General features: G+C 54.8%; 13 protein-coding genes and 2 pseudogenes. 3 read left to right on the top strand and 12 right to left on the bottom strand.

The window, feature by feature from the left end:
- The 4 genes and pseudogenes from F3I20_RS17465 to F3I20_RS17450 form a co-directional block, all read right to left on the bottom strand.
- Positions 1 to 81 (bottom strand): transposase (locus F3I20_RS17465; RefSeq protein ID WP_150059927.1); only part of this gene is annotated, 81 nt, incomplete at its 3' end.
- 69 nt (positions 82 to 150) lie between these two features.
- A pseudogene (locus F3I20_RS17460) lies at positions 151 to 714 on the bottom strand (nucleotidyl transferase AbiEii/AbiGii toxin family protein); the annotation flags it as partial.
- Positions 707 to 1,480: a type IV toxin-antitoxin system AbiEi family antitoxin gene (locus tag F3I20_RS17455; RefSeq protein ID WP_150038691.1), complete on the bottom strand. Its 774-nt coding sequence runs from the start codon at positions 1,478 to 1,480 to the stop codon at positions 707 to 709. The pseudogene F3I20_RS17460 and the gene F3I20_RS17455, both read right to left, overlap by 8 nt.
- A 101-nt stretch (positions 1,481 to 1,581) precedes the next feature.
- On the bottom strand, positions 1,582 to 1,800 hold the full coding sequence (locus F3I20_RS17450; protein WP_150038689.1) for a hypothetical protein: 219 nt from the start codon (positions 1,798 to 1,800) through the stop codon (positions 1,582 to 1,584).
- Positions 1,801 to 1,868: 68 nt separating this feature from the next.
- Here F3I20_RS17450 and F3I20_RS24350 point away from each other — a divergent pair.
- Both F3I20_RS24350 and symE read left to right on the top strand, forming a co-directional pair.
- Positions 1,869 to 2,033: pseudogene (locus tag F3I20_RS24350) on the top strand (restriction endonuclease subunit S); the annotation flags it as partial.
- Between the two features lie 227 nt (positions 2,034 to 2,260).
- Positions 2,261 to 2,590 (top strand): endoribonuclease SymE, encoded by a 330-nt coding sequence (symE, locus tag F3I20_RS17440; RefSeq protein WP_150038687.1) that lies wholly within the window; start codon positions 2,261 to 2,263, stop codon positions 2,588 to 2,590.
- A gap of 814 nt (positions 2,591 to 3,404) precedes the next feature.
- Here symE and F3I20_RS17435 read toward each other — a convergent pair.
- The 4 genes from F3I20_RS17435 to F3I20_RS17420 form a co-directional block, all read right to left on the bottom strand.
- Positions 3,405 to 4,322, bottom strand: coding sequence for an N-acetylmuramoyl-L-alanine amidase (locus F3I20_RS17435; RefSeq protein ID WP_150038685.1), 918 nt, complete (start codon positions 4,320 to 4,322; stop codon positions 3,405 to 3,407).
- A gap of 120 nt (positions 4,323 to 4,442) precedes the next feature.
- Positions 4,443 to 4,691, bottom strand: coding sequence for a S8 family serine peptidase (locus F3I20_RS17430; protein WP_304621859.1), 249 nt, complete (start codon positions 4,689 to 4,691; stop codon positions 4,443 to 4,445).
- A gap of 40 nt (positions 4,692 to 4,731) precedes the next feature.
- Positions 4,732 to 4,962 carry a hypothetical protein gene (locus F3I20_RS17425; protein ID WP_150038683.1) on the bottom strand — a complete coding sequence of 77 codons (231 nt, stop codon included), beginning with the start codon at positions 4,960 to 4,962 and terminating at the stop codon, positions 4,732 to 4,734.
- Between the two features lie 49 nt (positions 4,963 to 5,011).
- The gene (locus F3I20_RS17420) at positions 5,012 to 6,148 is read right to left on the bottom strand and encodes a glycosyl hydrolase family 18 protein (protein ID WP_150038681.1); all 1,137 of its coding nucleotides are present in this window, start codon (positions 6,146 to 6,148) and stop codon (positions 5,012 to 5,014) included.
- 777 nt (positions 6,149 to 6,925) lie between these two features.
- Between F3I20_RS17420 and F3I20_RS17415 the strand changes: the two genes are divergently transcribed.
- Entirely contained in the window at positions 6,926 to 7,726 is an 801-nt protein-coding gene (locus tag F3I20_RS17415; RefSeq protein ID WP_150038679.1) for a CDP-diacylglycerol pyrophosphatase, read from the top strand.
- Positions 7,727 to 7,995: 269 nt separating this feature from the next.
- On the opposite strand, the gene F3I20_RS17410 is transcribed toward F3I20_RS17415, so the two are convergent.
- The 4 genes from F3I20_RS17410 to F3I20_RS17395 all read right to left on the bottom strand — a co-directional run bounded on the left by F3I20_RS17410 (position 7,996) and on the right by F3I20_RS17395 (position 24,346).
- On the bottom strand, positions 7,996 to 9,177 hold the full coding sequence (locus tag F3I20_RS17410; protein ID WP_150015991.1) for a beta-barrel domain-containing protein: 1,182 nt from the start codon (positions 9,175 to 9,177) through the stop codon (positions 7,996 to 7,998).
- Positions 9,174 to 11,381: a type I secretion system permease/ATPase gene (locus tag F3I20_RS17405; RefSeq protein WP_150038677.1), complete on the bottom strand. Its 2,208-nt coding sequence runs from the start codon at positions 11,379 to 11,381 to the stop codon at positions 9,174 to 9,176. The genes F3I20_RS17410 and F3I20_RS17405 overlap by 4 nt, the downstream gene beginning before the upstream one ends.
- Positions 11,382 to 11,409: 28 nt before the next feature.
- Positions 11,410 to 12,669, bottom strand: a complete 1,260-nt coding sequence (locus F3I20_RS17400; RefSeq protein ID WP_223813134.1) for a TolC family outer membrane protein — start codon at positions 12,667 to 12,669, stop codon at positions 11,410 to 11,412.
- Positions 12,670 to 12,988: 319 nt separating this feature from the next.
- Entirely contained in the window at positions 12,989 to 24,346 is an 11,358-nt protein-coding gene (locus tag F3I20_RS17395) for a beta strand repeat-containing protein (protein ID WP_150059926.1), read from the bottom strand.
- Between the last annotated feature and the right edge of the window lie 623 nt (positions 24,347 to 24,969).

Here is a 24,969-nt window from a genome sequence, read left to right as displayed (position 1 = left end):
GCAGAGTTCACGGGCAGAAACCCCGGCTTCAGCCTCGCGAAGAATACTGATGATCTGTTCGTCGGAAAAACGCTTCTTCATGGGGATGTCCTCATGTGGCTTATGAAGACATTACTAACATCGTGGTATATTAATCAACGGGGGGCAGGTCAAATAAGCGATAAAACCATTGAATATTGCGCGGTCGATTCCTTGTGTATCAAGGAGCATTTTAACGTCGTAGAAATCTCTGGGGTGTTGTCGATCTAACGCAGCACATAGCTTGCCGCCATACAGGTCAGGCAGTGAGACTACCGGGATCGCGGCAAAACCAAACTCTTCTTCCACAGCTTCCACGACGTCGCGTTCTTGCGGTGGATACAATGTTCCCCGGGCAACGGGTGAAACCTCGATTTTAATTTGCGCGTCGTCCGTAGTGGCTATGATACGCATCTCATCGGGATTATGGGTTTGCAGCACTGCACTGATCCTGGCTTGTGCTTCAAGTTCAGCGGCAATGCGGCTTAGCGCCTCCCGCACGTTAGGTAAGGCGACCTCTCTGCTTTCCAGTAGGATATAAGCCAGATCGATATCAACGGACAGTCGGGGAAAATCGCGAATGAATAAGTTGATCGCGGTTCCCCCTTTCAGTGCAAAACAGGTCTCGTTAGCGACATAGGGTAATGCTCTAACCAGCAGGGAAACCTGGCGGTAGTAGGGGGAGGTTTTATCCATGGCTTATTCCCTTCCTGGTAAAATTTTCGGGCACAGTAATCTTGTATTGCGTATCCAGCTTGCCATTAACAACGACTTGTCTCTTGCCCGATCCCAGGTCGATTTTGCTGGTATCTACGCGCCTGAACCAGGCGTGATCATAGAAACTGGCGAAAAACAGATACAATCGCTTTGTTTGTACGGACTGACTGAGCGTAAGTAGCTTCTCGACTTTACGTGGATTGAGATTGACCAGTCCCTGAAAAAGCTCGGCAGCGTGCTCGAATGAGATGACCTGAGGGACTGCGCTTAACAGCTCATAGGCTGCCAGCTCTGGTACGCTGGCAGTTAATTTTTTTCCTTTAATGTCGAGCTCGGTTCGGAACTTCTCATCCAGTTGAGGAAGCTTCAGGGCTGATACTATCAGCCACTCGACGCCGGGAAATTCTTTAAACCACTTGGGCAATATCGTTTTGTTTTCAACGTTAAGCCAGCATTGACTCTGCTTAAGTTGCAGGTAATGGGAACGGCCCTGCCAGGAGAGGCTGCTCAGTCCGGCCAGATGCACTGGCGCGTCAAGCTGGCTTTGAAGACTCCATAGCGCATCACTCCAGTCCGGTTCTTGTCCTGCGCGCGCATAAACGCCAGCCCGCAGTTTTTTCAGCCAGCCACTTTGCGCGTATTTATAGGCCAGAGAAGGCGATATGTTGTTCCGGGTTAGCCAGGATTGCAATATCAGGCTTCCTGGAGAGGTGTTTTGCAATAGCCAGTTTATTTTTGATGGCATAGGTTCACTTAGGGTTTAACTATGATAAAAAAAGTAAACTATCTGGCGAGTGAAAAGTCAATGAACGATGTCTGTCGCCGCATTAATGTTGCCAGTTAAAGTTATAGATAGCGTACTGGTAAATCCTGAACAGTTTTTTCAGCCAGTCTGGGAATGATTGCATCAAACGTCTTTTTTGAAAGACCCGCACGTAATCGATAACGCCAGCCCAATCCCAGCCACGCTGCTATAAACACATATTCTGAAATCGGCATCGCCAGCCACACCAGTCCCTTCGCTATCAAGCCAGATGAAATGATACGCCTGGCCTGGTAATGCACAAACCCGTCCCCATTGCCTGCGCCGAATCGCCCTAAGTCGCGACCTGTCAGTCTGTCAATAAGCCCGACAACTAATCCTGGCTAAAGTCTTCCGGGGTGAACTCACCGAGCAGTGGCGTGCAGAAAACCCGGAACTAATCAGCGGAGAAAACAGCGCCGCCGCGTTGCTGGAAAAAATCAAAGCCGAACGGGCAGTCAGCAAAGGTAAAAAAGCTATACGTAAAAAATCCTGAAACTTACTTTATCGCGCACCTTGCTGGTGCGCGTATTATTATTATCCTGCCAGCTAAACCTTAATGTTTATATTCAAATGATTTTATAAATAGCTTATTAAAGGCTGTTTTTAGCTGGACTTCCCTTCTCTCTCCTGATGATATATACAGGTATTTAGCGCGGTGCGGATGTGCTGCAACACACCCGCGCCGCTAATCACAATCACTATTTATAGGGAATAGTAATCATGACTGACGCCCATTCTATTGCACAACTCTCTGAACCAGAAGTCTCCCCGGCAAATAACCGCAAATTAACGGTTGGCTACGCGAGTCGCTACCCGGATTACAGCCGAATGCCCGCCATCACCATGAAAGGGCAATGGCTGGAAGCAGCCGGTTTTGCCACAGGCACAGCAGTAGATATAAAGGTAATGGAAGGTTGTATCGTGCTCACCGCCCGACAGGAGAGCGAACTGATGCAGTCCCTGCGCCAGGTGTGCAAACTATCGGCGCGGAAACAAAAGCAGGTGCAGGAGTTTATTCAGGTTATATCCGGTAAACAGAAACTCGTCTGAATGAGAAGCCGCTCCCGACATCGCATCGGGAGCGGTTAACTATCAGGAACAGAACGCTTCTATCAGCACATCCTTTGCCGGACTTTCTTCGCGGTAACCCACGTTCCTTTACTTGCTGGCCTGCGCCATATTGCCTGACTGGAAAGAAACGTTATCGCTGAAGTCAAAGTGACACCACTTTGAGGAGGCATGCCTTTCTTCACGACAACAGCGCTTGCGGTCCTGCTTATCTGCACCATCACCTCGCAAAAAAAACAGCCTATTCACAAACAGCAGCGTTACCGATCCCGCATGTGAATAAATCAGGCTGCGTATCAGGCCGTGGCTCCATGAAGAAGTCATGCATACGGGGCGGTAAAGCTAAAATGATAAATTCCCGCAGGCAGTGAAATGGAAAAAAGGGGAGCGCACCATTAATAGCGTTGTTATCAGGCCGGCAAAAATGTACACATTCCGCGCTATCCTGATAACGGCGGTGAGCTGTAGACATCTCAGTATCCTTTGCTTATATCCATATCTGCTCTGGCCATCAGCGTTTCAGCGCGCATCAACGCGGTGGGATTCTGTTCGGCCGCATCTCTGTCCAGTCGGGCTGTTCGCCAGACATGATGGCGCGTCGTTGGGACGGCGTGACAGACTGGTAAATATCTGGCATAGCACGACCTGTTTTTTGCGGGGGCCTGGCCGTCTCGTTGATATCGTAGCTACAGGCTGACAGCACGCAGGTGATAAGCACGGGTGCTAAAAACCACTTCATCAACTTATCCTCCTTATATTTCCTCAATTTTTTCCTGCATCGGTGCATCGTCTGTCATTACCCCGCATTATCACTGTCGCGTGTGACCGCCAGCGGAGCGGCACGCCGATATTTTTCAACCAGCGCTTTTGCAATGGCTTCTGTCTCCGCATCGGCATATCCACTGATATTCTCTGGACGGAAGTGCATCTGAAATGCGCTAAGGGTTTTTCGGGTATCCTGATCCAGGACGCCACTCTGGGGGATTTGATCATAACCATACTCTTTCAGAAGCCCCTGGATGACGCTGACGTCAGCAGGCGCTTCTGGTTTGCGGCCTGCGAGATTGCGGCTTACCGCATCTTTATCTGGCCAGGCGCCTATTCCTGATGCCGACAGCCGTTCCCAGGGGAATAGCCGGCCGGGATCCTGTTTGCGTAAAGGGGCGATGTCACTGTGCCCCAGTACATTGTCGGGGGCGATCTGGTAGCGCTCAATAATATCTTTCGCCAGGGCCGTGAGGGCGGCGATCTGTTTCTCCTTGTAGGGATACCAGGTGCGATTCTCCAGCATATCGTCGGTATAACCTTGATTAACGATCTCTATGCCGATTGAAGAGTCGTTCAGATTTGATCTGCCACGCCAGTTACTGACGCCCGCGTGCCATGCTCGTTTGTTTTCGTCGACCAACTGCAGCACGACCGGTTCTCCCTGCTGGGACGCGGGCGCATCTGGAATAAGGTAGTGCGCGCTAACCTGATCCTTTGTCAGCGTCCTGAGTGACTGAGCGTCATCCAGCGCGGTATAATGTATAACAAGAAATCTGACTCTTTCGTTCACTCCTGTTGCGGTAAAGCGATGGCTGGCATAATAGCCCGCGCGTTTTTCCATCATTACAGGACGTGCGGCACAACCTGCTAAGAGCAGCGCCATTACGGCGATTAAAAATTTTCTGTGAAAAAATCCTGAATCAGAAGAAAGGTAAAGCTGTTCCATTATTAAAAACTCCCTGGGTACTTAATAAGGCAGTGAATTGCCCGGTTCTCTTTCTATGATATGTTTAGCCAGCCTGATACAGATTATGTTGAGGTAAGCGAAATATTGCTTTCTGAAATTTCAGACTGATTGTTTTTTCGTTCCAGCGCTAACTGCACGGCTTTCTTCGCATTCAGCCTGCCATACCCATACACATTTACTGTGTCCGGTCCTGCTATAATGTCCATTTTCCGGATTAATTTTATCGCAGCACTCTTTTAATATTTGCCTGAGTTCTTTCAGGGTTAAATCAGGGTTTGCCGATAACACTAACGCAGCCACGCCTGCTGCGCCAGGACATGCGCTAGACGTACCGCCAAAGTAATTCAGGTAATTACCATATTCATCACCATAATTAACATAGCCGGGATTATATCCATTCGGTCCCGTTACATCGGTTGTCCAGATGCCTCTGGTCAGACTGGAAAGGGTAAATAATCGGCATCAGATGCCATTGATTATGATGAAAAATTTTTTTTGCTTTTTTATCAGAATAGTCGGGGTGGGGTTTCTTAAATCTTAATGCAAATAGTGTATCCGATTTTTTCATCTGAATACTTTTGCTGATGTTTTTCTTATCCGTAAATTTAACCGTTTTCATCTCTGGATCCTTATCTGAGGAAACAATGAATGTGAGCTAAGGGGATTAGCTATACCGCACGGAATGTAAGAGCAGGTGCTTTCCATAAGGAGGGGCTTTCATAGGATGCGGCCCAGAAAGCGCCACCCCGAAAACCATATGACTTAATCAGAGCGACCCTGTCTTCTACCGAACGATCGCTGCTATACCAGACGGTATGTGGCGCGCCTGCGGCGTCTACCCAGGAGAGGGTTTCCTCTCTTTCATTCGTACTGTAAATAACCTTGTTAAGCGGAAATCTTTTGCGTAATTCAGTCATGTCATCATAGAGCACGCTGACTACTTTTCCCGCGCCCCAGTGTCGTCCATAGAGAGGAATACCGATCTCGACCTGCGCTGTCGAAAACACATTATGGCGGGTCCAGTAACAAATGCTTTTCACCCACTCAAAACCTGCGATTGGGCCGGGTGGTGTATTCGGTGCGTGTTGGTCATAGGCCATTATGCGCAACACCGATGCCGTTCTGGAAAGGGCGTTATAATCATAAACAGCGGGTATTAATTTATTTCGCCAGATCTCATATCGATCAGACCAGCGTGGCATAACGGTAATGCTTAACAATTTATCAGCTTCTGCCAGTTCAGAGGAAACAATACGGCATAATGAGGTGAAAACGTTACGTACGGTTTGAGCGACAAAGATATCCGTTGTCAGAGCAATATTTTCCAGGTCAAGATCAATACCATCATAGCCATTTGCTAAAACTGTCTCTCTGATGACGCGCGCGAGCTTTTGCTGTCGCGTAAGGTCGCTGTAAAGCTCGATAAAATTGTCTGGCATAAGTGTCGTTGTGATGGTCGGCAGTACCCGGGCACCGCTTTTTTGCAGCAATGTGGTGGTAGCTTCGTCTGGAATCGTCAGGCCTTCTGATCCTGGCTTTTCCACAAGATCGCCGTTGTTATCCAGCTCGTACCAGAAGGGTGATACGGTTTCAACATGGCCATATTTTATGGCATTGAGTGCAGATTGCAGCGATTTCTGCATTCGCCAGTTGGGCAGCCAAAGGCTATTACTCAGGGACGGAACAGGCTTTTCATCCTTGTTCGGACTATTTTTTCGTGAACAGCAGGCGCTCTGAAATAGTGCGACAGCGGAAATAATAAGCATCTTTTTAATAAATGCTCTTTTGTTGTAGTTTTTTTTCATTGTATCCTCCCTGGCGAATTAATGAGTAAACTGCCTCATTTTTAAATCAAAGGTATAAAATAAAAAATATATTGATTTATGATGGTTAACCACAGCTAATCTGGCGTGATCTTAACAAAATCAATAGCAATATTTTTATTTATAAATTCAGTTTCTGTTTATTCTTAGCAAACATAATCCTTTTTAGATTACAGATGTGTGATCTTCGCCATATTTCAGAGCTCTTTGCAGAATGATAAATAACGCTTTTACGTAAAATGGTAATTCACAATTCTTTTCAAAAATAAAATTGGAATATAATAATCATTGTTGTTCTATTGTGATAATTAATAATAAAATGATGAGTAAAATAAGTTAGTTTTTCCTTTGGTAAAATGGCAGCCGAATGTTTTAATGCTATCCGCAGTGCGGGCGGCATCCGGTTTGCTGCGACAGTGAAAAGTCAGATAGCAGGCAGGCCAGAACCAGCTTTTCATGGGGATATCGGTATAGCGACTCTATGTCCGGAAAAAAAGCGGACTAAAATGTCAGCCTTGGGCCTGTTTCTGAATGTCATTCCATCTTCGCGTCACATTGCAGGCAGTTCCGCCCTGGTTATGAATTCGAAGAGAGCTTTGATAAAGGTAACGGACGGCGGTTAACTTACAGGGTGTCTGACTTCTGCGACAAAGGGAGATAAATTCATGGCAAAAGCTCCCTCTGTGACCAGAGTGACCCCGTCTTTCTGAGAGAATATTCGCATTGAGTCGCTTAACCAAACACCATTTTCTGGACAGGATGTTTGAGTGGCTATGCCAATCTCTGCCGCTGGTCATCGCGCTGCTACTGGTTGGATGCGCCCGCTCTGACGCGCTGTGGATGGTCACGCATGACCTCTGCATGAATAACTATCACTACCGTCGCGATCCGGCACCCTGCCAGCAAGTCTATCTGCCGCAGGACAACACACAGGGCTACAGCATCATCCAGAATCCTCGTCACAGGTTGCACTTTATTCTGGTGCCCACGGTGGCGATGTCCGGTATCGAGAGCATTGCGCTGTCGCGTCCCGGACGTCCCGATTATTTCGGCTACGCCTGGTTAATGCGCTATCGTCTGATAGCGGCCTACGGTGCTGAAGTGCCTGAGGATCGGCTCGGCATGGCGCTGAATTCCGCTTATGGCCGCAGCCAGAATCAACTGCATATTCATCTGACCTGCCTGCGGGAAGATGTCTATCGCCAGCTTCAGGCCGAGCGCCCCTTTATTCATAATGACTGGCGGCCCTTGCCTGACCGTTTGCTGAATCACACCTACTATGCCCGTCGCGTTATGCAGCCGACGGCGATGGGTATCTATCCTGTTTCCTCCGTGGCGCGCCATTTCCATCTCTCCTCGCCGCAGCTGGGGGAGTCTGGCGTGGCACTCATCCCGACGACTTTTTCGGGAGAAAAAGGGTTTATCCTGCTAACCACCCGGCGCGGCTGGGATAAGGGCAATCGGGCGTCCGTTGAGTCGCTACTGGATAAACGCTGCGCTATTCTTTCAGCGCCGCCAGCTGACGTTTCAGCCGCGGGTAATCAAACTTCATCACCCTGAATCATCCACCGACCCAACCGCTGTGCTGTAATTAGACCCTCTCATAGCACTAACCCGGCTGACGAGGACGATCGCCTGTGCATCGGGTCTGATCCCATTAAGCACTGGTGACCGACTTACCGATACAGCGACACTTTCCCTACAGAACTAAACAGCGCTATCTTCACTGCGACTACTTATACGACTAACTTTAAGCAAAAAGCATGTCCAGGCAGGTTCAGAAGCCCGGACATGTATTTTCACCGTGCCATCTCTAGCCCCCGCAGATTTTACCTCTCCCGCAGCGCTTCTTTCGCCCGGTTCAGCGGTTTCATCAGATACTCCATGATGGTTTTACTGCCGGTGTGGATCTCACCCATCGCGATCATCCCCGGATAAACCGGAAACTTTTTGCCCTTTTTATTGACCAGATAATCCTTTTCGGTGCGGATGTAGACGCGGTAATAGTACTGGTCGCGATGAACTTCATCCTGAATGGTGTCGGGAGAAATAGAGGCTACTTTGCCCTCCAGCCCCCCATAGATGTTGTAGTCATACGCGGTCAGCTTCACCACCGCACGCTGGCCTGGTGTGATAAAGGCGACATCGCGCGGGGCGATCTGCGCCTCAATCATTAGCTGCTCATCCAGCGGCACAATTTCCATCAGATTGCCGCGCTGCGGAATCACGCCGCCGACCGTGTTTACCTCGATATCTTTAACGATCCCTCTGACCGGCGTGACGATAACCGTGCGCTTCAGCGAGTCCGCCCGCCCGATGATAATCGATCGCTGAGATGCCGCTTCGGCGTTGGCTTTCGCCAGCTCTTCACGTGCCTGCACGATGTAGTTATTTTCCGCGTCGTTGAGCTTACTTTGCAGGTCGTTAGCCTGACGTTTCAGACGCAGCACTTCCACGTTACTGGCTGCGCCTTTTGCCACCAGGGAAGAGGTCAGCTGCAGCTCGCGGTTAATCAGGCTCAGCGCTTCGGTCAGGCCGCTGATGGTTTTGCTGTAGTTCTCACGACGCGAGTGATAAAGCGCCGTCTCAGCAGCCACCAGGGACGGATCCGCTAATACCTCAGGCGGAAAGGTCAGCGGCGTGCCTGCCGTCTCAGCCTGCAAGCGGGCCGCCGTCGCGAGCGCCGCGCGTAAACGCGACGTGCTCTCCTGCACACCGGAGTCAATCTGGGTGGGGTCTAACAGGGCCAGTACCTGACCCGCCTCAACCACATCGCCTTCGTGAACCTTCAGCTCTTTCAGAATCCCGCCTTCCAGTGACTGGATGATCTGCTCGTGTGAGCTGGGCACCACTTTGCCGACACCCACGGTGACTTCATCCAGTTCAAAGTTAGAAGCCCAGACAAAGAACAGCAGCAGCATGACCAGCACCGACATAATAATCAGGCCGCCGGAAGAAACCCGCTGACGGGAACGTTGATGCTTCTTTTTACGGAATAAGGAGAAACTCATGCCTCTGCTCCCTGCGGTTTAACATTCACTTTGCCCTGATGCGGCGCGGCACTGGCTTCGGGCCGGGTGACCAGCATCTCTGCTTTTGAACCATCCCGCGCAATCCTGCCTTTATCCATCAGCATGATGCGGTCAACCAGCTGCAATACCGCCGGACGATGGGTGGCGATGATCAAGGTACGGTTACCCATCCACGTCATCAGCCGTTCAATCAGATGTTTTTCAGCGGCATCATCCAGCCAGGCGGTAGGTTCATCCAGCAGCAGTACGCTGGGCTGGCGGAGCAGGGTGCGTGCCAGCAACAGCTGCTGACGCTGGCCGCCAGACAAACCTTTGCCGCCTTCCTGCAACAGGTAATCCATGCCTTCCGGCAGGCGCTGAATAAAGTCGAGTGCGCCGCTGATCTCCAGAGCCTGAAGCATCTCCTCTTCCGTCGCCAGCGGCATGCCCAGGCGTAAGTTCTCGCGGATCGTGCCGTAGAACAGGGAGGCGTTCTGGGTGAGCAGTCCGACGTCACGCCGTACATCCAGCGGGTCAATGGAAGAGAGCCGCACGCTATCCAGCAGCAGGGCACCTTCACCTGGCTGTAGCAGACCCGCCATCAGCTGTAACAGCGTCGATTTACCGGATCCATTACGTCCCAGCAGCGCCACTTTCTCACCGGCTTTAATGGTCAGCTTTTTCACCGTCAGCACCGGATCAGGTGAGTTCGGATCGTAGCGATAGATGACGTCAGAGAGCGCATATTCGCCGTTAATGCGCGGGCGATGAATGCGGATGCTGCGCTCTGGCTGATCGACCTCGCTGTTAAGCAGGTTCTCCAGTCCTTCGCGTGCTACTTTGGCCTGCTGCCAGCGGCCAAATATCATCGCCAGCTGGCCCAGCGGTGCCATCATGCGTGAGGCCAGCATCGAGCAGCCAATCAACACGCCGGTAGAGAGGTCACCGCTCATGGCAAAAAAGGCCCCCACCAGCACCACGCTGACATAGGCAACGGTCTGGACTTCACTGGTCCAGCTCATCAGCAGGCCGCTGACAAAACGCTGCTTCTGTGAAGATTTACTGATCACCTCATTCAGGTGATTCCACTGGTTCTGAAAGTAAGGCTCTGCGCGCAGCAGCTTGATGTCATCCATGCCCTGTACGGTCTCAACCAGCATGGCGCTGCGCACCGCAGACTCGCGCATGGTCGCTTTGGAGAGCTTCGCCAGCGAACCCTGCGCCAGCAGGCCCGGAATAACAATCAGCGGAATCGCCGTCAGCGGAACCAGTACCAGCCATCCACCCAGTAACCAGAGGATAAAGAGGAAGATGATTAAAAAAGGCAGATCGGCAATCGCGGAGATGGTGGTCGAGGTAATCAGCTCACGAATCTGTTCCAGCTCGCGGATCTGGGCAATAAACGATCCGGTCGATTTGGGACGCTGATCGTTACGGATCCGCAGCGCGTGACCAAAGACGCGATCGGAGATGCGCAGATCCGCGCTTTTACCGGCTGCATCAGAGATATGCGTGCGGATAATACGCATTACAAACACGCAGGTCAGGGCGATCATGACGCCACCAAACAGTACCCAGAGCGAGGGCACCGACTGGGAAGGGATCACCCGGTCATACACCTGCATGGTGAAGAGCATCGCGGAGAGGCCCAGCACGTTGGAGATCAGCGACGCAAACATCACGTTCACATAGGCTGGCCACTCACGAAGAATGGTCTGCCACAGCCAGTCAGCACGATGCGGCTTGATGTAATCATCCACCCGCGCATCCGGCACGGAGGACTCCGGTTTGGCCAGCAACACGCGCTGTGCATGCTGCGACAGCTCTGCAATACTCAGCGTGGTCTGCAGCTGTTTTTCACCGCTCAGCATCACGCTGACCTGGCCATCTTCGCCCACCGTGGTGATGACGCCGACGCCGCGGGGACCGAAATCGACGATCAACGGCATGCGCCACGGATCGAGCTGATCCGGGTCAAACGCGTCAAAAATCACCAGCAGGCCGAGCTGGCGCGCCATATTTTCAATCAGGGCATCCTGTGAAAAGTGCTGCATATGCCATTCCGCTTCGCCTTTCACCCGTTCAGGTGAACCATCAAGGCGGTAATGTTTCGCCACCAGCAGCAGCGCGTCGAGCCAGGGGGTATAAGCCTTTTTCGCGTGAGGCTGTGCTGATGCATTCTCGCTGTCAGATATTGTGTTCATTATCATCTTCTCTTCATTGCTGACAGAATTACGGCGCAATGCGCAGTCCCTGAATGACCTTATTATTTAAATCAAACGCTTCGCGTGCCATACCGGTTAATACCAGATAATTAACGGAAGAGGCCCAGAGGTCGCAGCGGGCATTAATTAAATCCTGCTGAGCACGGCTTATTTCCTGTTCGGCGTTAAGTAAGTCGAGTACGTTTCGATTACCCAGCGATAAATATTGCTCACGATAAAGAGAGCGCGTCTCCATAATCGTTTTCATACGACGCTTCAGCAGGCTGATATTTTTTTGTAATCCCTTTACGCTCTGGAAATAATTGCGTTGCTGATCGCTGATCTCCAGTTTTTTACTGGCTATGGTCGTTCTGGCCGCTTCCAGCGCTCTGGCACTGGCACTTTCCTGCGCCACTAATGCGCCGCCCTGATAAAGCGTGCTGTTAACAGACAGATAAACGTTCTGGTACTGGCTATGGCGCTGATAATCCGCAATGTCACCGATATATTTATTGGTGTTGGCTTCAAGCGATAATGTGGGATAGCGCTGCGCTTTGTAATTTCGTAATTCGGCCAGTGCCACGGCGGCATCGGCCTGGGCGACTAAAATAGTCGGGTTACGGTTTAAATCGATCCGGGCGTTCTGACGCTCAATCAGCGGCAGCAGCGAGATCGGCGCAGATATTTTCTTTTCGGCAACCGGCTGTCCCAGCAGGGATTGCAGATGGTATTTCTGCTGCTGCAGTTTGATTTCCAGATCCAGTTGCTCTGCCTGTGCGGCTTCAACGCGCGCCTGCGCCTGAACCGGATCCACCCGTGTGCTGGCTCCGGCATCGGCACGCATTTGCGTCAGCGCCAGGATATCCCGCAGGGCTTTCACCTCTCTCTTCGAATTATCAAGTAGCTGCATCGAGCGATAGACCTCGTTCAAGGCCAGTGCGGTCTGTTCAATAATGGTGTCGATTTGCATCAGAACAGTGGCCTGCTGACGCAGATATTTCGCGCTGGCCTGATCGACCGCGCTGCCGGTTTTACCAAAGTCGTAAAGCATCTGAGAGAGGCCGACGGTGGCAATATGACCACTGCCTTCATCCTGCTGTCGACCGGTTGTGATACCCGCTTTTACAGAGGGCAGATAGCCCGCTTTTGCGGCATCAATGGTGAACCCTGATGACTCCAGCGTCGCAATGCTGCTGCTGATGGAGGGATGATGATTCACCGCCTGCTGGATAGCCGCCTGCCAGTCAGCCGGAAAGCTTTCAGCTCCGTTCGACGCTGCAGGCTGCATTTCAGTTTCTGCCGGATTAATTTGTAATTTGTCTGCCAGCGCAGATCCGCTCGCAGGTAAGGTTCCGGGGTCCGGCGTTTTTGAAAATACGCCCCAGAAACCTGCCGGTGCTTCATTAATAGCTGGCTCGCTGCCTGATAAAAGTTTTTTATCGGCAGCAAAAGAATATTGGGTAATAAGAATGCAGTGCAAAATAATAATAATTTTTTTCATGATGTTTAGATAATTAAATATATCTCCGTCATAAAAGATGAATTAAAGCGCGGGGAAGTAGCAGGCTGGTATAAATAACCCAGCCTGCTTTTAATGCGGATATTAATTATCCGATGGTGATGTCGTCTTCAATATATAACTGTACCACGGAGCCATCGGCTGCAGAACTGGTGTAATGGTTATAGTTAACCCCATTTGCCACTATTCCGTCTGCCTGCTCCCAGTTACCATTCAGCGTCACCGTGTCGCCATTTTCCCCTCTGACATATAACGTATTATCGTTATCAGTTACCTTCAGCAGACTTTCTGCACTTACGACCAGATTGTCTTTTCCGGCATCCGTCATCAGGTCGATGGTTTCAATATTGTTGACCCTGGCGGAGATATCGCTGAGGTTCAGCGTTCCCGTGCCATGCCAGGCCAGCGTATCGTTACCATCGGCACCGTTGATAGAGATGAAATCGGTGTCATAGACTTCAAAAACATCTGCACCGCGGGTGCCGGTGAAGGTAATTGCGCCCCCTTCGCTGCCATCAACATCAACGCCCAGGTTGAAGCTCAGAGAGTCAGTGCTGCCGTCTGACAGGGCATAGGTGAAGGTGTCAGTGTTACCGCTGTGCGCATACGCATCATCCACCACGTAGCTGTAGTGACCCGCTTCATCGATAACCAGCGTGCCGTAGGCACCTTTGAAGCTCACGGCACTGTCAGTAATCGCGGTGGTTTCACCGTTCTGGCTCACCGATACCACGGTCAGATCGGCGGAGACATCCTCGATGGAACCGCCGAGATGCTCTGTCACCTCGTTGAACTGCAGACCCTGCTGAACATAGAGTTTGATTGCCGTGCCATCCAGCGCCGTGCTGGTGTAGAGGGTGTAGGTGATGTTATTCAGCGTTTCCACGCCGTTAACTGTCCACACGCCCTGCAGTGAGAGTGAGTCATTGCTGCCCCCTCTGACATACAGCACATTGTCAGCATCCGTGATTTTCTCAATATCATCGGCACTAATCAGCAGCGCCGTTGCCTGGGCGTTATCCTGCAGATCGATGATTTCGATATTGTTCACTTTGTCCGCAATCTCACTGATATTCAGCTCGCCTGTGCCATTCCACACCAGCGTATCCTGACCGGACTTTCCGTCCACCGAGGTGAACTGGGTGTCGTGAACGGTGAAGCTGTCATCGCCAACGGTACCGGCAAAGATCAGCGCGCCACCTTCAGAGCCATCCACGGAGACACCCAGCGTGATCACCAGATTTTTGGTGGTTCCATCCGCCAGAACATAGGTGAATGAATCTTCACTGCCGGTCAGTTTGATCACCGAGTCGCTATTCAGTGTGTAGCTATAGCTGCCATCGTTTTTGATCGTCAGCGTGCCGTAAGTCCCCGCGATAGTGGTTCCCGCAGCGGCAACCAGCGTATAGCTTGCCGCACCGGTCACAATACCCGCCGTTATCGACGTCACTACCAGCGAACTGTCACTGGTGCTGTCGCTGGTAAAGACCGAACCATTGACGCTGGAACTGGTGCTGACTTTATAGTCGGTGGTGCTGACGATGTTCACTGCCACTTTCACGGTGAGCGCGTCATAGCTGGTAGACCACAGGAAGCCGGGATGTCCGGACTGCGTGCTGTCGACCACGATGCGGTAGGTTCCCGCATTCTGACCCTCCAGCGAGACATTCAGCGGACTGCCACTGGTGATCGCCTGCGTGCCGCTGGTCACGTTGTCCCAGCGCAGCGTCTGCTCGTTGTAAACCTGCAACGACCAGTTCACCGAAACAGTATTTTTGGCATTGATCGACGTCCCGGTCACGCTGACGTTAATCTCCTGCAGATCGCTGATGCTGTTAACCGTGAAGCTCTCGCTGGTAAAGCTGCTGGTTGCAGTGTTCATCGTGGTGGTCTGCGCCACGCTGTCACTGAGCAGAGCAACGTCGCCGGTCACGTCGGCCGCATTGTTTTCAGAGGCGGTTTCGGTGCTGCTCAGTTTCATGTCGCGATCAACGTAGAGATTTACTGTCTGACCATCAGCGGTGGTACCAACGTAATGGACGTAATCCACGTTGTTGACCACTTCACTGCCTGCCAGCGTCCAGCTGCCAGAGAGGGTCAGTGTGTCGGTGATGGCACCTTTAACAAACAGCGTGTTATCGGCATCGGTGATGTCCGCCACGTTTTGCGCGGTGACCACCAGATTATTCACTGCGCTGTCATTAACCAGCTCGATCTCTTCGATGTTGCTGATTTTCGACTGCAGATCGCTGAGCGTCAGGGTGCCGGTACCGCTCCACACCAGCGTATCCAGACCTTCACCCCCGTCAATGTGGGTAAAGCTGGTGTCGCTCACGTTGAAGATATCGTCGCTCGCCGTACCTGTGACATCCTGCGCAGCGGTAACGGTATATTCCGTCCCATTCTGGCTATCCGTATAGGTGACCGAGGAAAGATTAATCCCCTGCTGCACGTAAATATCGACCAGGGTACCGGCAGCGGTGGTGCTGGTATAGTGCGTGTAAGTGATGCTGTCGACAATCACCGTGCCACTGTTGATCCAGGTGCCTTCCAGCGTCACGCTGTCGCCAGCGATGCCCTTAACATAGAGCGCATTACTTTCGCTGGTCACATCTTCTACGCTCTGCGCATCCAGTACCAGGTTGTCACTGCTGGTGGTTGAGGTCAGCATGATCGATTCGATGTTGCTGACTTTCGCCGCGACGTCGCTCAAGACCAGCTTGCCATTGCCATGCCATGCCAGCGTGTCATCGCCAGCCGCGCCATCTACTGAGGCAAAGCTGGTGTCATACACATCAAATACATCGTTGACTTCGGTGCCGTGGAATACCAATGCACCGCCGTTGCTGCCGTCAACCTCAACGCCCAGATGGATCGTGACGGTGGCATTAACCACTTCACCATTAGCTCCTTTCAGCGCGTAGGTGAATACGTCTTCAGAGCCCGCTGGCAATGTAGTAGTGGCAGGGGTATAGGTATAAGCACCGTTGTTATAGATCACCAGGGTGCCATACTGACCCGCAATGGAGACGCCACTTTCGGTGACCCAGGTATAGCTGTCATCGACCGTTACATCGCTGGTGCTGTCACCGGCTTTGGCATACATCCGTGTATAGATAGAGCTGAGTTTATCAACTGCACCGTCTGTGCCTTCGTCGGTCAGAACGTTGCCGGTTGCGACCTCATTCGCGGTGATAACGTACTCGGTGGGGCTGACTGTCTGAACTGACATATTCAGTTTCACCACGTTTGTTGCACCAGTGGTTGAAATCGCCACGCGATAGGTTCCTTCACCCAGACCGTCCAGCAGCGACGACATCTCCAGGTTCTGGATAACTTCTTCATTGTGCTGTCCGGCTGCCACGACGGCAGTCTGCGTTTTCACCGTGGTCCATGTGCCATCACTGTTTTGCATTTGCACGGCATAGGTGATGTTCAATGGTGAGTCAAAGTTGTTACCAAATAATCCCCATGCGGTGGTTAACGTCAGCGAACCGGTAATCAGGTCGTCATTCCCTGCCAGGGTAAAGGTCGAACTGTAGTTCTCGGTCCCGCCTGCAACCAGCTTAACGTCGGTATCCGTCGCGCTGGATGACTCGTAAGTCACCGTAACGCTGGCATTGGCCTCATTGCTGGAAGCGATATCCGTAACGGCGGTTGCAGAAGGATCGGTAGCATCCCAGCTCAGATCCAGCGCTTCGTTTGTTGTACCAATCTGCACGTGAATCTGGGCGGATGAGCTCAGACCCGTCGCAGAGTCAGTGATGGTATAAGTAAACGAATCTACCTTACCGATGCTGTCCATGGATGAGATAGGGGTATAGACATAGCTGCCATCGGCGTTAATGACCAGCGTGCCATACTGACCCACCAGCGTGGCGGTTTTGGTAGTAGCATCCAGCGTGACAGAGGTCACGGTGCCGTCAGCGTGGGTGACGCTCACCGCGCTCACAGAGGTATAGGCACTGTGCGGAATACCATCTGCACCATAAACGCTATCAACATCTGTTATCACATTGCCGGTTGCTGTGGTGTAGTCGGTCGGTGTGCCCTGTTCAGCCAGCGTATAGACGGTTTTGGAGGCATCCAGATTAAAGCCAGCACCGACGTTAATACCGTTGGTGGTATACACCAGCTGATACTGGCCAGCAGTCAGCCCGGTCAGCGTGATGGTGGAGGTTGATGCGCCCAGTCCGAACAGGCCAAACAGATTTCCGCTGTTATCCTCAGAAACGGTGACCCAGGTGCTGGTGGACGAGTCATACTTCTGCAACACCAGTGTTGAGTTACTGGCAATATTCAGGAACGAGGAAGAGGTTGCGGTAACATCAAGATCAATGATGGTGCCATCTGCAACCACGATCGGATCGCTGACGATCTTATTGTTGAACGCAATTAACCCACCGTCGCTCAGAACGGTGCCAAGATCCTGATTAACATCAATCGGATAGGTAAAGCCTACCGCAGCACCGGAGCTGACATTGTCGGATGCCGTCAAAACAATAGCCTGGACATTCAGATCCAGCGTGCCGGATGGATCGCTGCTATTGCCTGCCGCGTCTGTGACGGTAAAGGTCACTTCATGGCTGCCATCATACAGTCCGTCAGTGGCGGTGAAAGTCCAGCTGCCATCTTCGGCGACGGTGGTTTCACCGACGACCTGGCCCTTGTCGTACATCGTGACAGTGGCTCCCGGCTCAAGATCGCTACCGCTAAAGGTGAGTTTGCTGTCGCTCTGGATTTCTGCTGTATCGATAGCCGCACCCACTTCATCCGTGATGACCACGGTAGTAATGTCCACGCCTTCAGGTGCAACAGAATCCACGACATAGCTGACAGCCTCAGATTCACCGCTGCTGTTACCTGCAGCATCGACTGCCTCAAACGTAAAGCTGTGGTCGCCCTCAGTCAGGGCTTCAGACGGCGTGAATGACCAGCTGCCGTCATCTGCAACCTGGGCTTCACCCAGTACCGTATCATTATCGCGAACGATAACGGTGGTGCCTGCTTCCAGTCCTGAGGCACTGAAGGTCGGCGTGGTGTCACTGATCGCGCTGCCAGCGGCTAACGCATTGCCAGCATCATCAGAGACGACCACTGCGGCCAGATCAATCATCTCTGGCGCGATGGTATCGACCACGACGTTAACGGTGTCTGTACGGGTGTTTCCTTCCGCATCCGTTACGGTCACGATCAAGGCATGATCGCCGTCAGCCAGCGCTGCGTCAGGCGTAAAGCTCCAGCTTCCATCCTCAGCAACCACGACACTGCCCAGCACGGTTTCACCATCGGCGATGGTGACTGTGACACCCGGCGTCTGATCCTGACCGCTAAAGGTCGGTGTGCTGTCGTTAATGGCTTCACCATTCACAATCACATTGCCGGCATCATCGGTAACCACAACACCGGTGTTGATACCTTTAGTTGCGGAGATTGACAGGTCCAGTGCTTCAGATACACCGCTGCTGTTGCCGACTGCATCGGTGACTTCGAATGTGAACTGATGCTCACCATCGTCAAGCGAGGTTGAAGGCGTAAAGGACCAGCTGCCATCTTCGCTTACCGTGGTTTCCCCCAATACGGTTTCACCATCGCGAATAATCACGGTCGCTCCCGGCTCCAGCGCTGTGCCACTGAAGGTTGGCGTATTATCTGCTGTGATACCGGCTGCGGTGATAGTGGCACCGTCGTTATCGACCATTGTGACTGTAGAGATATCAACTCCTTCAGGCGGTGTGGTATCGACAGTGACGTTGAAGACTCCGCTGGCACTGACGCCCTGGGGATCAGTAACGGTGACCTCGATGGCATGCGCACCGTCAGCCAATCCAGCGGTTGGCGTGAAGGTCCAACTGCCATCCGCACCTACAGTCACAGTGGTCAGCGTGGTATCGCCGTCAGCGATGACAATAGTGGTTCCTGGTTCAAAGTTTTTACCGTTGAACGTTGGAGTACTGTCACTGATGGTGTCGCCATCCAGAATAGCGGTGCCGTTATCATCAACGATTTCCATAGACGGCGCGGTTTGCACCACGACATTAATGGTGTCATTGACATGGTTACCGCTGGCGTCTGTACCGTCGACAACCAGGGCGTGCTCGCCATCGGCCAGCGCGGTATCCGGTGTAAATGTCCAGTTACCGTCGGCGTCGACGGTGGCGGTGCCGAGTTCGGTGTCGCCGTCGGAGACGGTCACGGTAGAGCCCGGCTGCATGCCGCCACCGCTGAGAGTCGGGGTGCTGTCGCTGGTGGTGCTGCCGTCGGCGATCGGATTGCCGGCGTCGTCGGTCAGCCCCGGCGCTGTGGCGCTGGTGTCGACGGTCACGTTCACGGTATCGCTCATGGCGTTACCGTTCGCGTCGGTGCCGTCGATCACGAGCGCGTGATCGCCGTCGGCGAGAGCTGCATCCGGCGTGAAGGTCCAGTTGCCGTCGGCGTCCACGGTGGCGGTGCCGAGTTCGGCGTCGCCGTCGGAGACGGTCACTGTGGATCCCGGCTGCATGCCGCCGCCGCTGAGGGTCGGGGTGCTGTCGCTGGTGGTGCTGCCGTCGGCGACCGGGTTACCGGCGTCGTCGGTCAGGCCCGGCACGGTGGCGCTGGTGTCAACGGTGACGTTCACGGTGTCGTTCACTGCGTTGCCGTTCGCGTCGGTGCCGTCGATCACAAGGGCGTGTTCACCGTCGGCCAGTGGTGCATCCGGCGTGAAGGTCCAGTTGCCGTCGGCGTCCACGGTGGCGGTGCCGAGGTCGGTCTCACCGTCTGAGATCACCACGGTGGAGCCCGGCTGCATGCCGCCGCCGCTGAGGGTCGGGGTACTGTCGCTGGTGCTTGCGCCGTCAGCCACCGGATTACCGGCGTCGTCGGTCAGCCCCGGCGCTGTGGCGCTGGTGTCGACGGTGATATTCACGGTGTCGCTGACCGCGTTGCCGCTGGCATTGGTACCGTCAATGACCAGCGCGTGTTCGCCGTCGGCCAGCGGGGTGTCAGGCGTGAAGGTCCAGTTGCCGTCCGCGTCGACGGTGGCGGTGCCGAGATCGGTCTCGCCGTCGGAGATTGTCACGGTAGAACCCGGCTCCATGCCGCCGCCGCTGAGGGTCGGGGTGCTGTCGCTGGTGGTGCTGCCGTCGGCGACCGGGTTACCGGCGTCGTCAGTCATGCCCGGCGCTGTGGCGCTGGTGTCGATGATGACGTCTACAGAATTGCTGACGTTGTTGCCGCTGGCATCAATACCACCAGTGATAAGCGTATGTTCGCCATCGTCCAGCCCGGTATCTGGCGTAAACGTCCAGTTGCCATCCGCGTCCACGATAGCTTCGCCGATCGGAGTGTTGCCGTCGGTGATGACCACAGTAGAGCCCGGCTGCATGCCGCCACCGCTGAGGGTCGGGGTGCTGTCACTGGTGGTGCTGCCGTCGGCGATCGGATTACCGGCGTCGTCGGTCAGGCCCGGCACGGTGGCGCTGGTGTCAACGGTCACGTTCACGGTGTCGTTCACCGCGTTGCCGTTCGCGTCGGTGCCGTCGATCACGAGCGCGTGTTCGGCGTCGGCGAGAGTTGCATCCGGCGTGAAGGTCCAGTTGCCGTCCGCGTCGACGGTGGCGGTGCCGAGGTCGGTCTCGCCGTCGGAGATTGTCACGGTGGAGCCGGGCTGCATGCCGCCGCCGCCGATAGTCGGGGTGCTGTCACTGGTGGTCGCGCCGTCGGCGACCGGGTTACCGGCGTCGTCGGTCAGGCCGGGTACGGTTTCGCTGGTGTCAACGGTCACGTTCACGGTGTCGTTCACCGCGTTGCCGTTCGCGTCGGTGCCGTCAATGACCAGGGCGTGCTCGCCGTCGGCCAGCGGGGTGTCAGGCGTGAAGGTCCAGTTGCCGTCCGCGTCCACGGTGGCGGTGCCGAGGTCGGTCTCACCGTCGGAGACGGTTACGGTGGAGCCGGGCTGCATGCCGCCGCCGCCGATCGTCGGGGTGCTGTCGCTGGTGCTTGCGCCGTCCGCCACCGGGTTACCGGCGTCGTCGGTCAGGCCCGGCACGGTTTCGCTGGTGTCGATGATGACGTCGACGGTGCTGCTGCTGGCGTTGCCGTTCGCGTCGGTGCCGTCAACGACCAGGGCGTGCTCGCCGTCGGCCAGCGGGGTGTCAGGCGTGAAGGTCCAGTTACCGTCCGCGTCCACGGTGGCGGTGCCGAGGTCGGTCTCACCGTCGGAGACGGTTACGGTGGAGCCGGGCTGCATGCCGCCGCCGCCGATCGTCGGGGTGCTGTCGCTGGTGGTCGCGCCGTCGGCGACCGGGTTACCGGCGTCGTCGGTCAGGCCCGGCACGGTTTCGCTGGTGTCAACGGTCACGTTCACGGTGTCGCTGACCGCATTGCCGTTCGCGTCGGTGCCGTCAACGACCAGGGCATGTTCGCCGTCGGCCAGCGGTGCATCCGGCGTGAAGGTCCAGTTGCCGTCCGCGTCCACGGTGGCGGTGCCGAGATCGGTGTCGCCGTCGGAGACGGTTACGGTGGAGCCGGGCTGCATGCCGCCGCCGCCGATAGTCGGGGTGCTGTCGCTGGTGGTCGCGCCGTCGGCAACCGGGTTACCGGCGTCGTCGGTCAGGCCCGGCGCTGTGGCGCTGGTGTCAACGGTCACGTTCACGGTGTCGTTCACCGCGTTGCCGTTCGCGTCGGTGCCGTCAATGACCAGCGCGTGCTCGCCGTCGGCCAGCGGAGAGTCAGGCGTGAAGGTCCAGTTGCCGTCCGCGTCCACGGTGGCGGTGCCGAGATCGGTCTCGCCGTCGGAGATCACCACGGTGGAGCCGGGCTGCATGCCGCCGCCGCCGATAGTCGGGGTGCTGTCGCTGGTGGTGCTGCCGTCGGCCACCGGGTTACCGGCGTCGTCGGTCAGGCCCGGCACGGTGGCGCTGGTGTCGACGGTCACGTTCACGGTGTCGCTGACCGCGTTGCCGTTCGCGTCGGTGCCGTCAACGACCAGGGCGTGTTCGCCGTCGGCCAGCGGGGTGTCAGGCGTGAAGGTCCAGTTGCCGTCCGCATCGACGGTGGCGGTGCCGAGGTCGGTCTCGCCGTCGGAGACGGTTACGGTGGAGCCCGGTTCCATGCCGCCGCCGCTGAGGGTCGGGGTGCTGTCGCTGGTGCTGCCGTCGGCGACCGGGTTACCGGCGTCGTCGGTCAGGCCCGGCGCTGTGGCGCTGGTGTCAACGGTCACGTTCACGGTATCGCTCATGGCATTACCGTTCGCATCGGTGCCGTCGATCACGAGCGCGTGTTCGCCGTCGGCCAGCGGGGTGTCAGGCGTGAAGGTCCAGTTACCGTCCGCGTCCACGGTGGCGGTGCCGAGGTCGGTCTCACCGTCTGAGATCACCACGGTGGAGCCGGGCTGCATGCCGCCGCCGCCGATAGTCGGGGTGCTGTCGCTGGTGCTGGTTCCGTCGGCGACCGGGTTACCGGCGTCGTCGGTCAGGCCCGGCACGGTTTCGCTGGTGTCAACGGTCACGTTCACGGTGTCGTTCACCGCGTTGCCGTTCGCGTCGGTGCCGTCAACGACCAGGGCGTGTTCGCCGTCGGCCAGCGGTGCATCCGGCGTGAAGGTCCAGTTGCCGTCGGCGTCCACGGTGGCGGTGCCGAGATCGGTCTCGCCGTCTGAGATCACCACGGTGGAGCCGGGCTGCATGCCGCCGCCGCCGATCGTCGGGGTGCTGTCGCTGGTGGTCGCGCCGTCGGCGACCGGGTTACCGGCGTCGTCGGTCAGGCCCGGCACGGTTTCGCTGGTGTCGATGATGACGTCGACGGTGCTGCTGCTGGCGTTGCCGTTCGCGTCGGTGCCGTCAATCACGAGCGCGTGTTCGCCGTCGGCCAGCGGGGTGCCAGGCGTGAAGGTCCAGTTGCCGTCCGCGTCCACGGTGGCGGTGCCGAGGTCGGTCTCACCGTCGGAGATCACCACGGTGGAGCCGGGCTGCATGCCGCCGCCGCCGATAGTCGGGGTGCTGTCGCTGGTGGTCGCGCCGTCGGCGACCGGGTTACCGGCGTCGTCGGTCAGGCCCGGCGCTGTGGCGCTGGTGTCGACGGTGACGTTCACGGTGTCGCTGACCGCGTTGCCGTTTGCGTCGGTGCCGTCAACGACCAGGGCGTGCTCGCCGTCGGCCAGCGGGGTGTCAGGCGTGAAGGTCCAGTCGCCGTCGGCGTCCACGGTGGCGGTGCCGAGGTCGGTTTCGCCATCAGAGACGGTTACGGTGGAGCCGGGCTGCATGCCGCCGCCGCCGATAGTCGGGGTGCTGTCGCTGGTGGTGCTGCCGTCGGCGACCGGGTTACCGGCGTCGTCGGTCAGGCCCGGCGCTGTGGCGCTGGTGTCGACGGTGATATTCACGGTGTCGCTGACCGCGTTGCCGTTTGCGTCGGTGCCGTCAACGACCAGCGCGTGTTCGCCGTCGGCCAGCGGGGTGTCAGGCGTGAAGGTCCAGTTGCCGTCCGCGTCGACGGTGGCGGTGCCGAGGTCGGTTTCGCCGTCGGAGACGGTTACGGTGGAGCCCGGCTTCATGCCGCCGCCGCCGATAGTCGGGGTGCTGTCGCTGGTGCTGCTGCCGTCGGCGACCGGGTTACCGGCGTCGTCGGTCAGGCCGGGCACGGTTTCGCTGGTGTCGATGATGACGTCGACGGTGCTGCTGCTGGCGTTGCCGTTCGCGTCGGTGCCGTCAACGACCAGCGCGTGTTCGCCGTCGGCCAGCGGGGTGTCAGGCGTGAAGGTCCAGTTGCCGTCCGCGTCCACGGTGGCGGTGCCGAGATCGGTTTCGCCGTCGGAAACGGTTACGGTGGAGCCGGGCTGCATGCCGCCGCCGCCGATGGTGGGCGTGCTGTCGCTGGTAGCCGATCCGTCCGCCACCGGGTTACCGGCGTCGTCGACGAGAGATGGCGTTGTGGCAGGAATAACGCTGGCAGCACTATTGTCTCCACTGGTTGCTGCAGAGTTGTCTTCATTCGCGGCTACAGAGTTGTTATTTCCTGAACCCCCACTGCCACCAGAGTTTGATGCAGCAGCCACACCAATCAATGCAGCCAGACCACCTAAAACCCCTCCCGCTACATAGACATTGTCCGCGATAAGGGGATCCGACGAGGTCGAAACAAGTTCATATACGCTATTAGCCGCATCATAGTCATAAGCGTAGATTACACCGTCCGAACCAGAGGCTGTCATGACCGGCATTTCTTCTGCACTGACGTTTTGCAGGACAATGTCATACTGTTCACCCGTGACATCATCCACCAGCTTGAATTTCATCTGGCCATTCGCTTTTGACGCAATGATCTTCTGGGGAGGCTGCCCATCAACACTGTGAACTTCATAGGACGCAGCCTGTGGCATAGACTCCAATGCCAGCGACTTTCCAGGTTGTAAAGCATGTTGAGCAATAACATTGCCCTGAGTGTCTTTAATAATTAATTGTATTTTCATATTTCACCAATAGCGTTGAAATAAACCTGGCGATGAAAAAGTAGCCAGATGCTGCTGTGTTATGTTGATAAAAAAATTTAAAAATAGTGAATTAACCTCCAGATGGCAGTGAGTTATGGCCCGATAACGCGGTGTGATAAAAATGGGTAAGATATATTTTTTATCTTAACGCTTAATAATCAGTGTGATTTGACACTCTATTTAATAATGCTGACCGGTTTTTTCTGAGCCCTGCTATAGGGTTGGTTATCTATTTCCATGGCAAGGTTTTATCCTGTTCATGGCTAAACACTTGTCCGGGTGGATAGATAAGTGTTTATCACTTCCATCACTTCTATCTTATAGAGAGAGGGATGATTTAGTGAGTTGGTTAACTTTAATCTGCATTCTTACAAATAAAATCCTGAAAGGGAATTTACACACTCTTATCCACACGCTGTAGAGAAGAAACCTAAAATGAGCCTATCAGACAGAATAAAATTAGTTTTTATGGATTTTGTGCGATTTTAAACTCTGGAAAAACAACTGATCAGACATTACGTGCAGGGGTTTTTTGTCAATCTTGTGTAAATGTATTTAATAAGCTGCTATCAACGCAGAAATGATTTTCGTTTGTTTGTTTT

The sequence above is a fragment of the Candidatus Pantoea gossypiicola genome (assembly GCF_008632075.1).
GTDB lineage: Bacteria > Pseudomonadota > Gammaproteobacteria > Enterobacterales > Enterobacteriaceae > Pantoea > Pantoea gossypiicola.
Note: the sequence above shows the minus strand (reverse complement) of the source record. Positions and strands in the feature narration are given on the sequence as shown.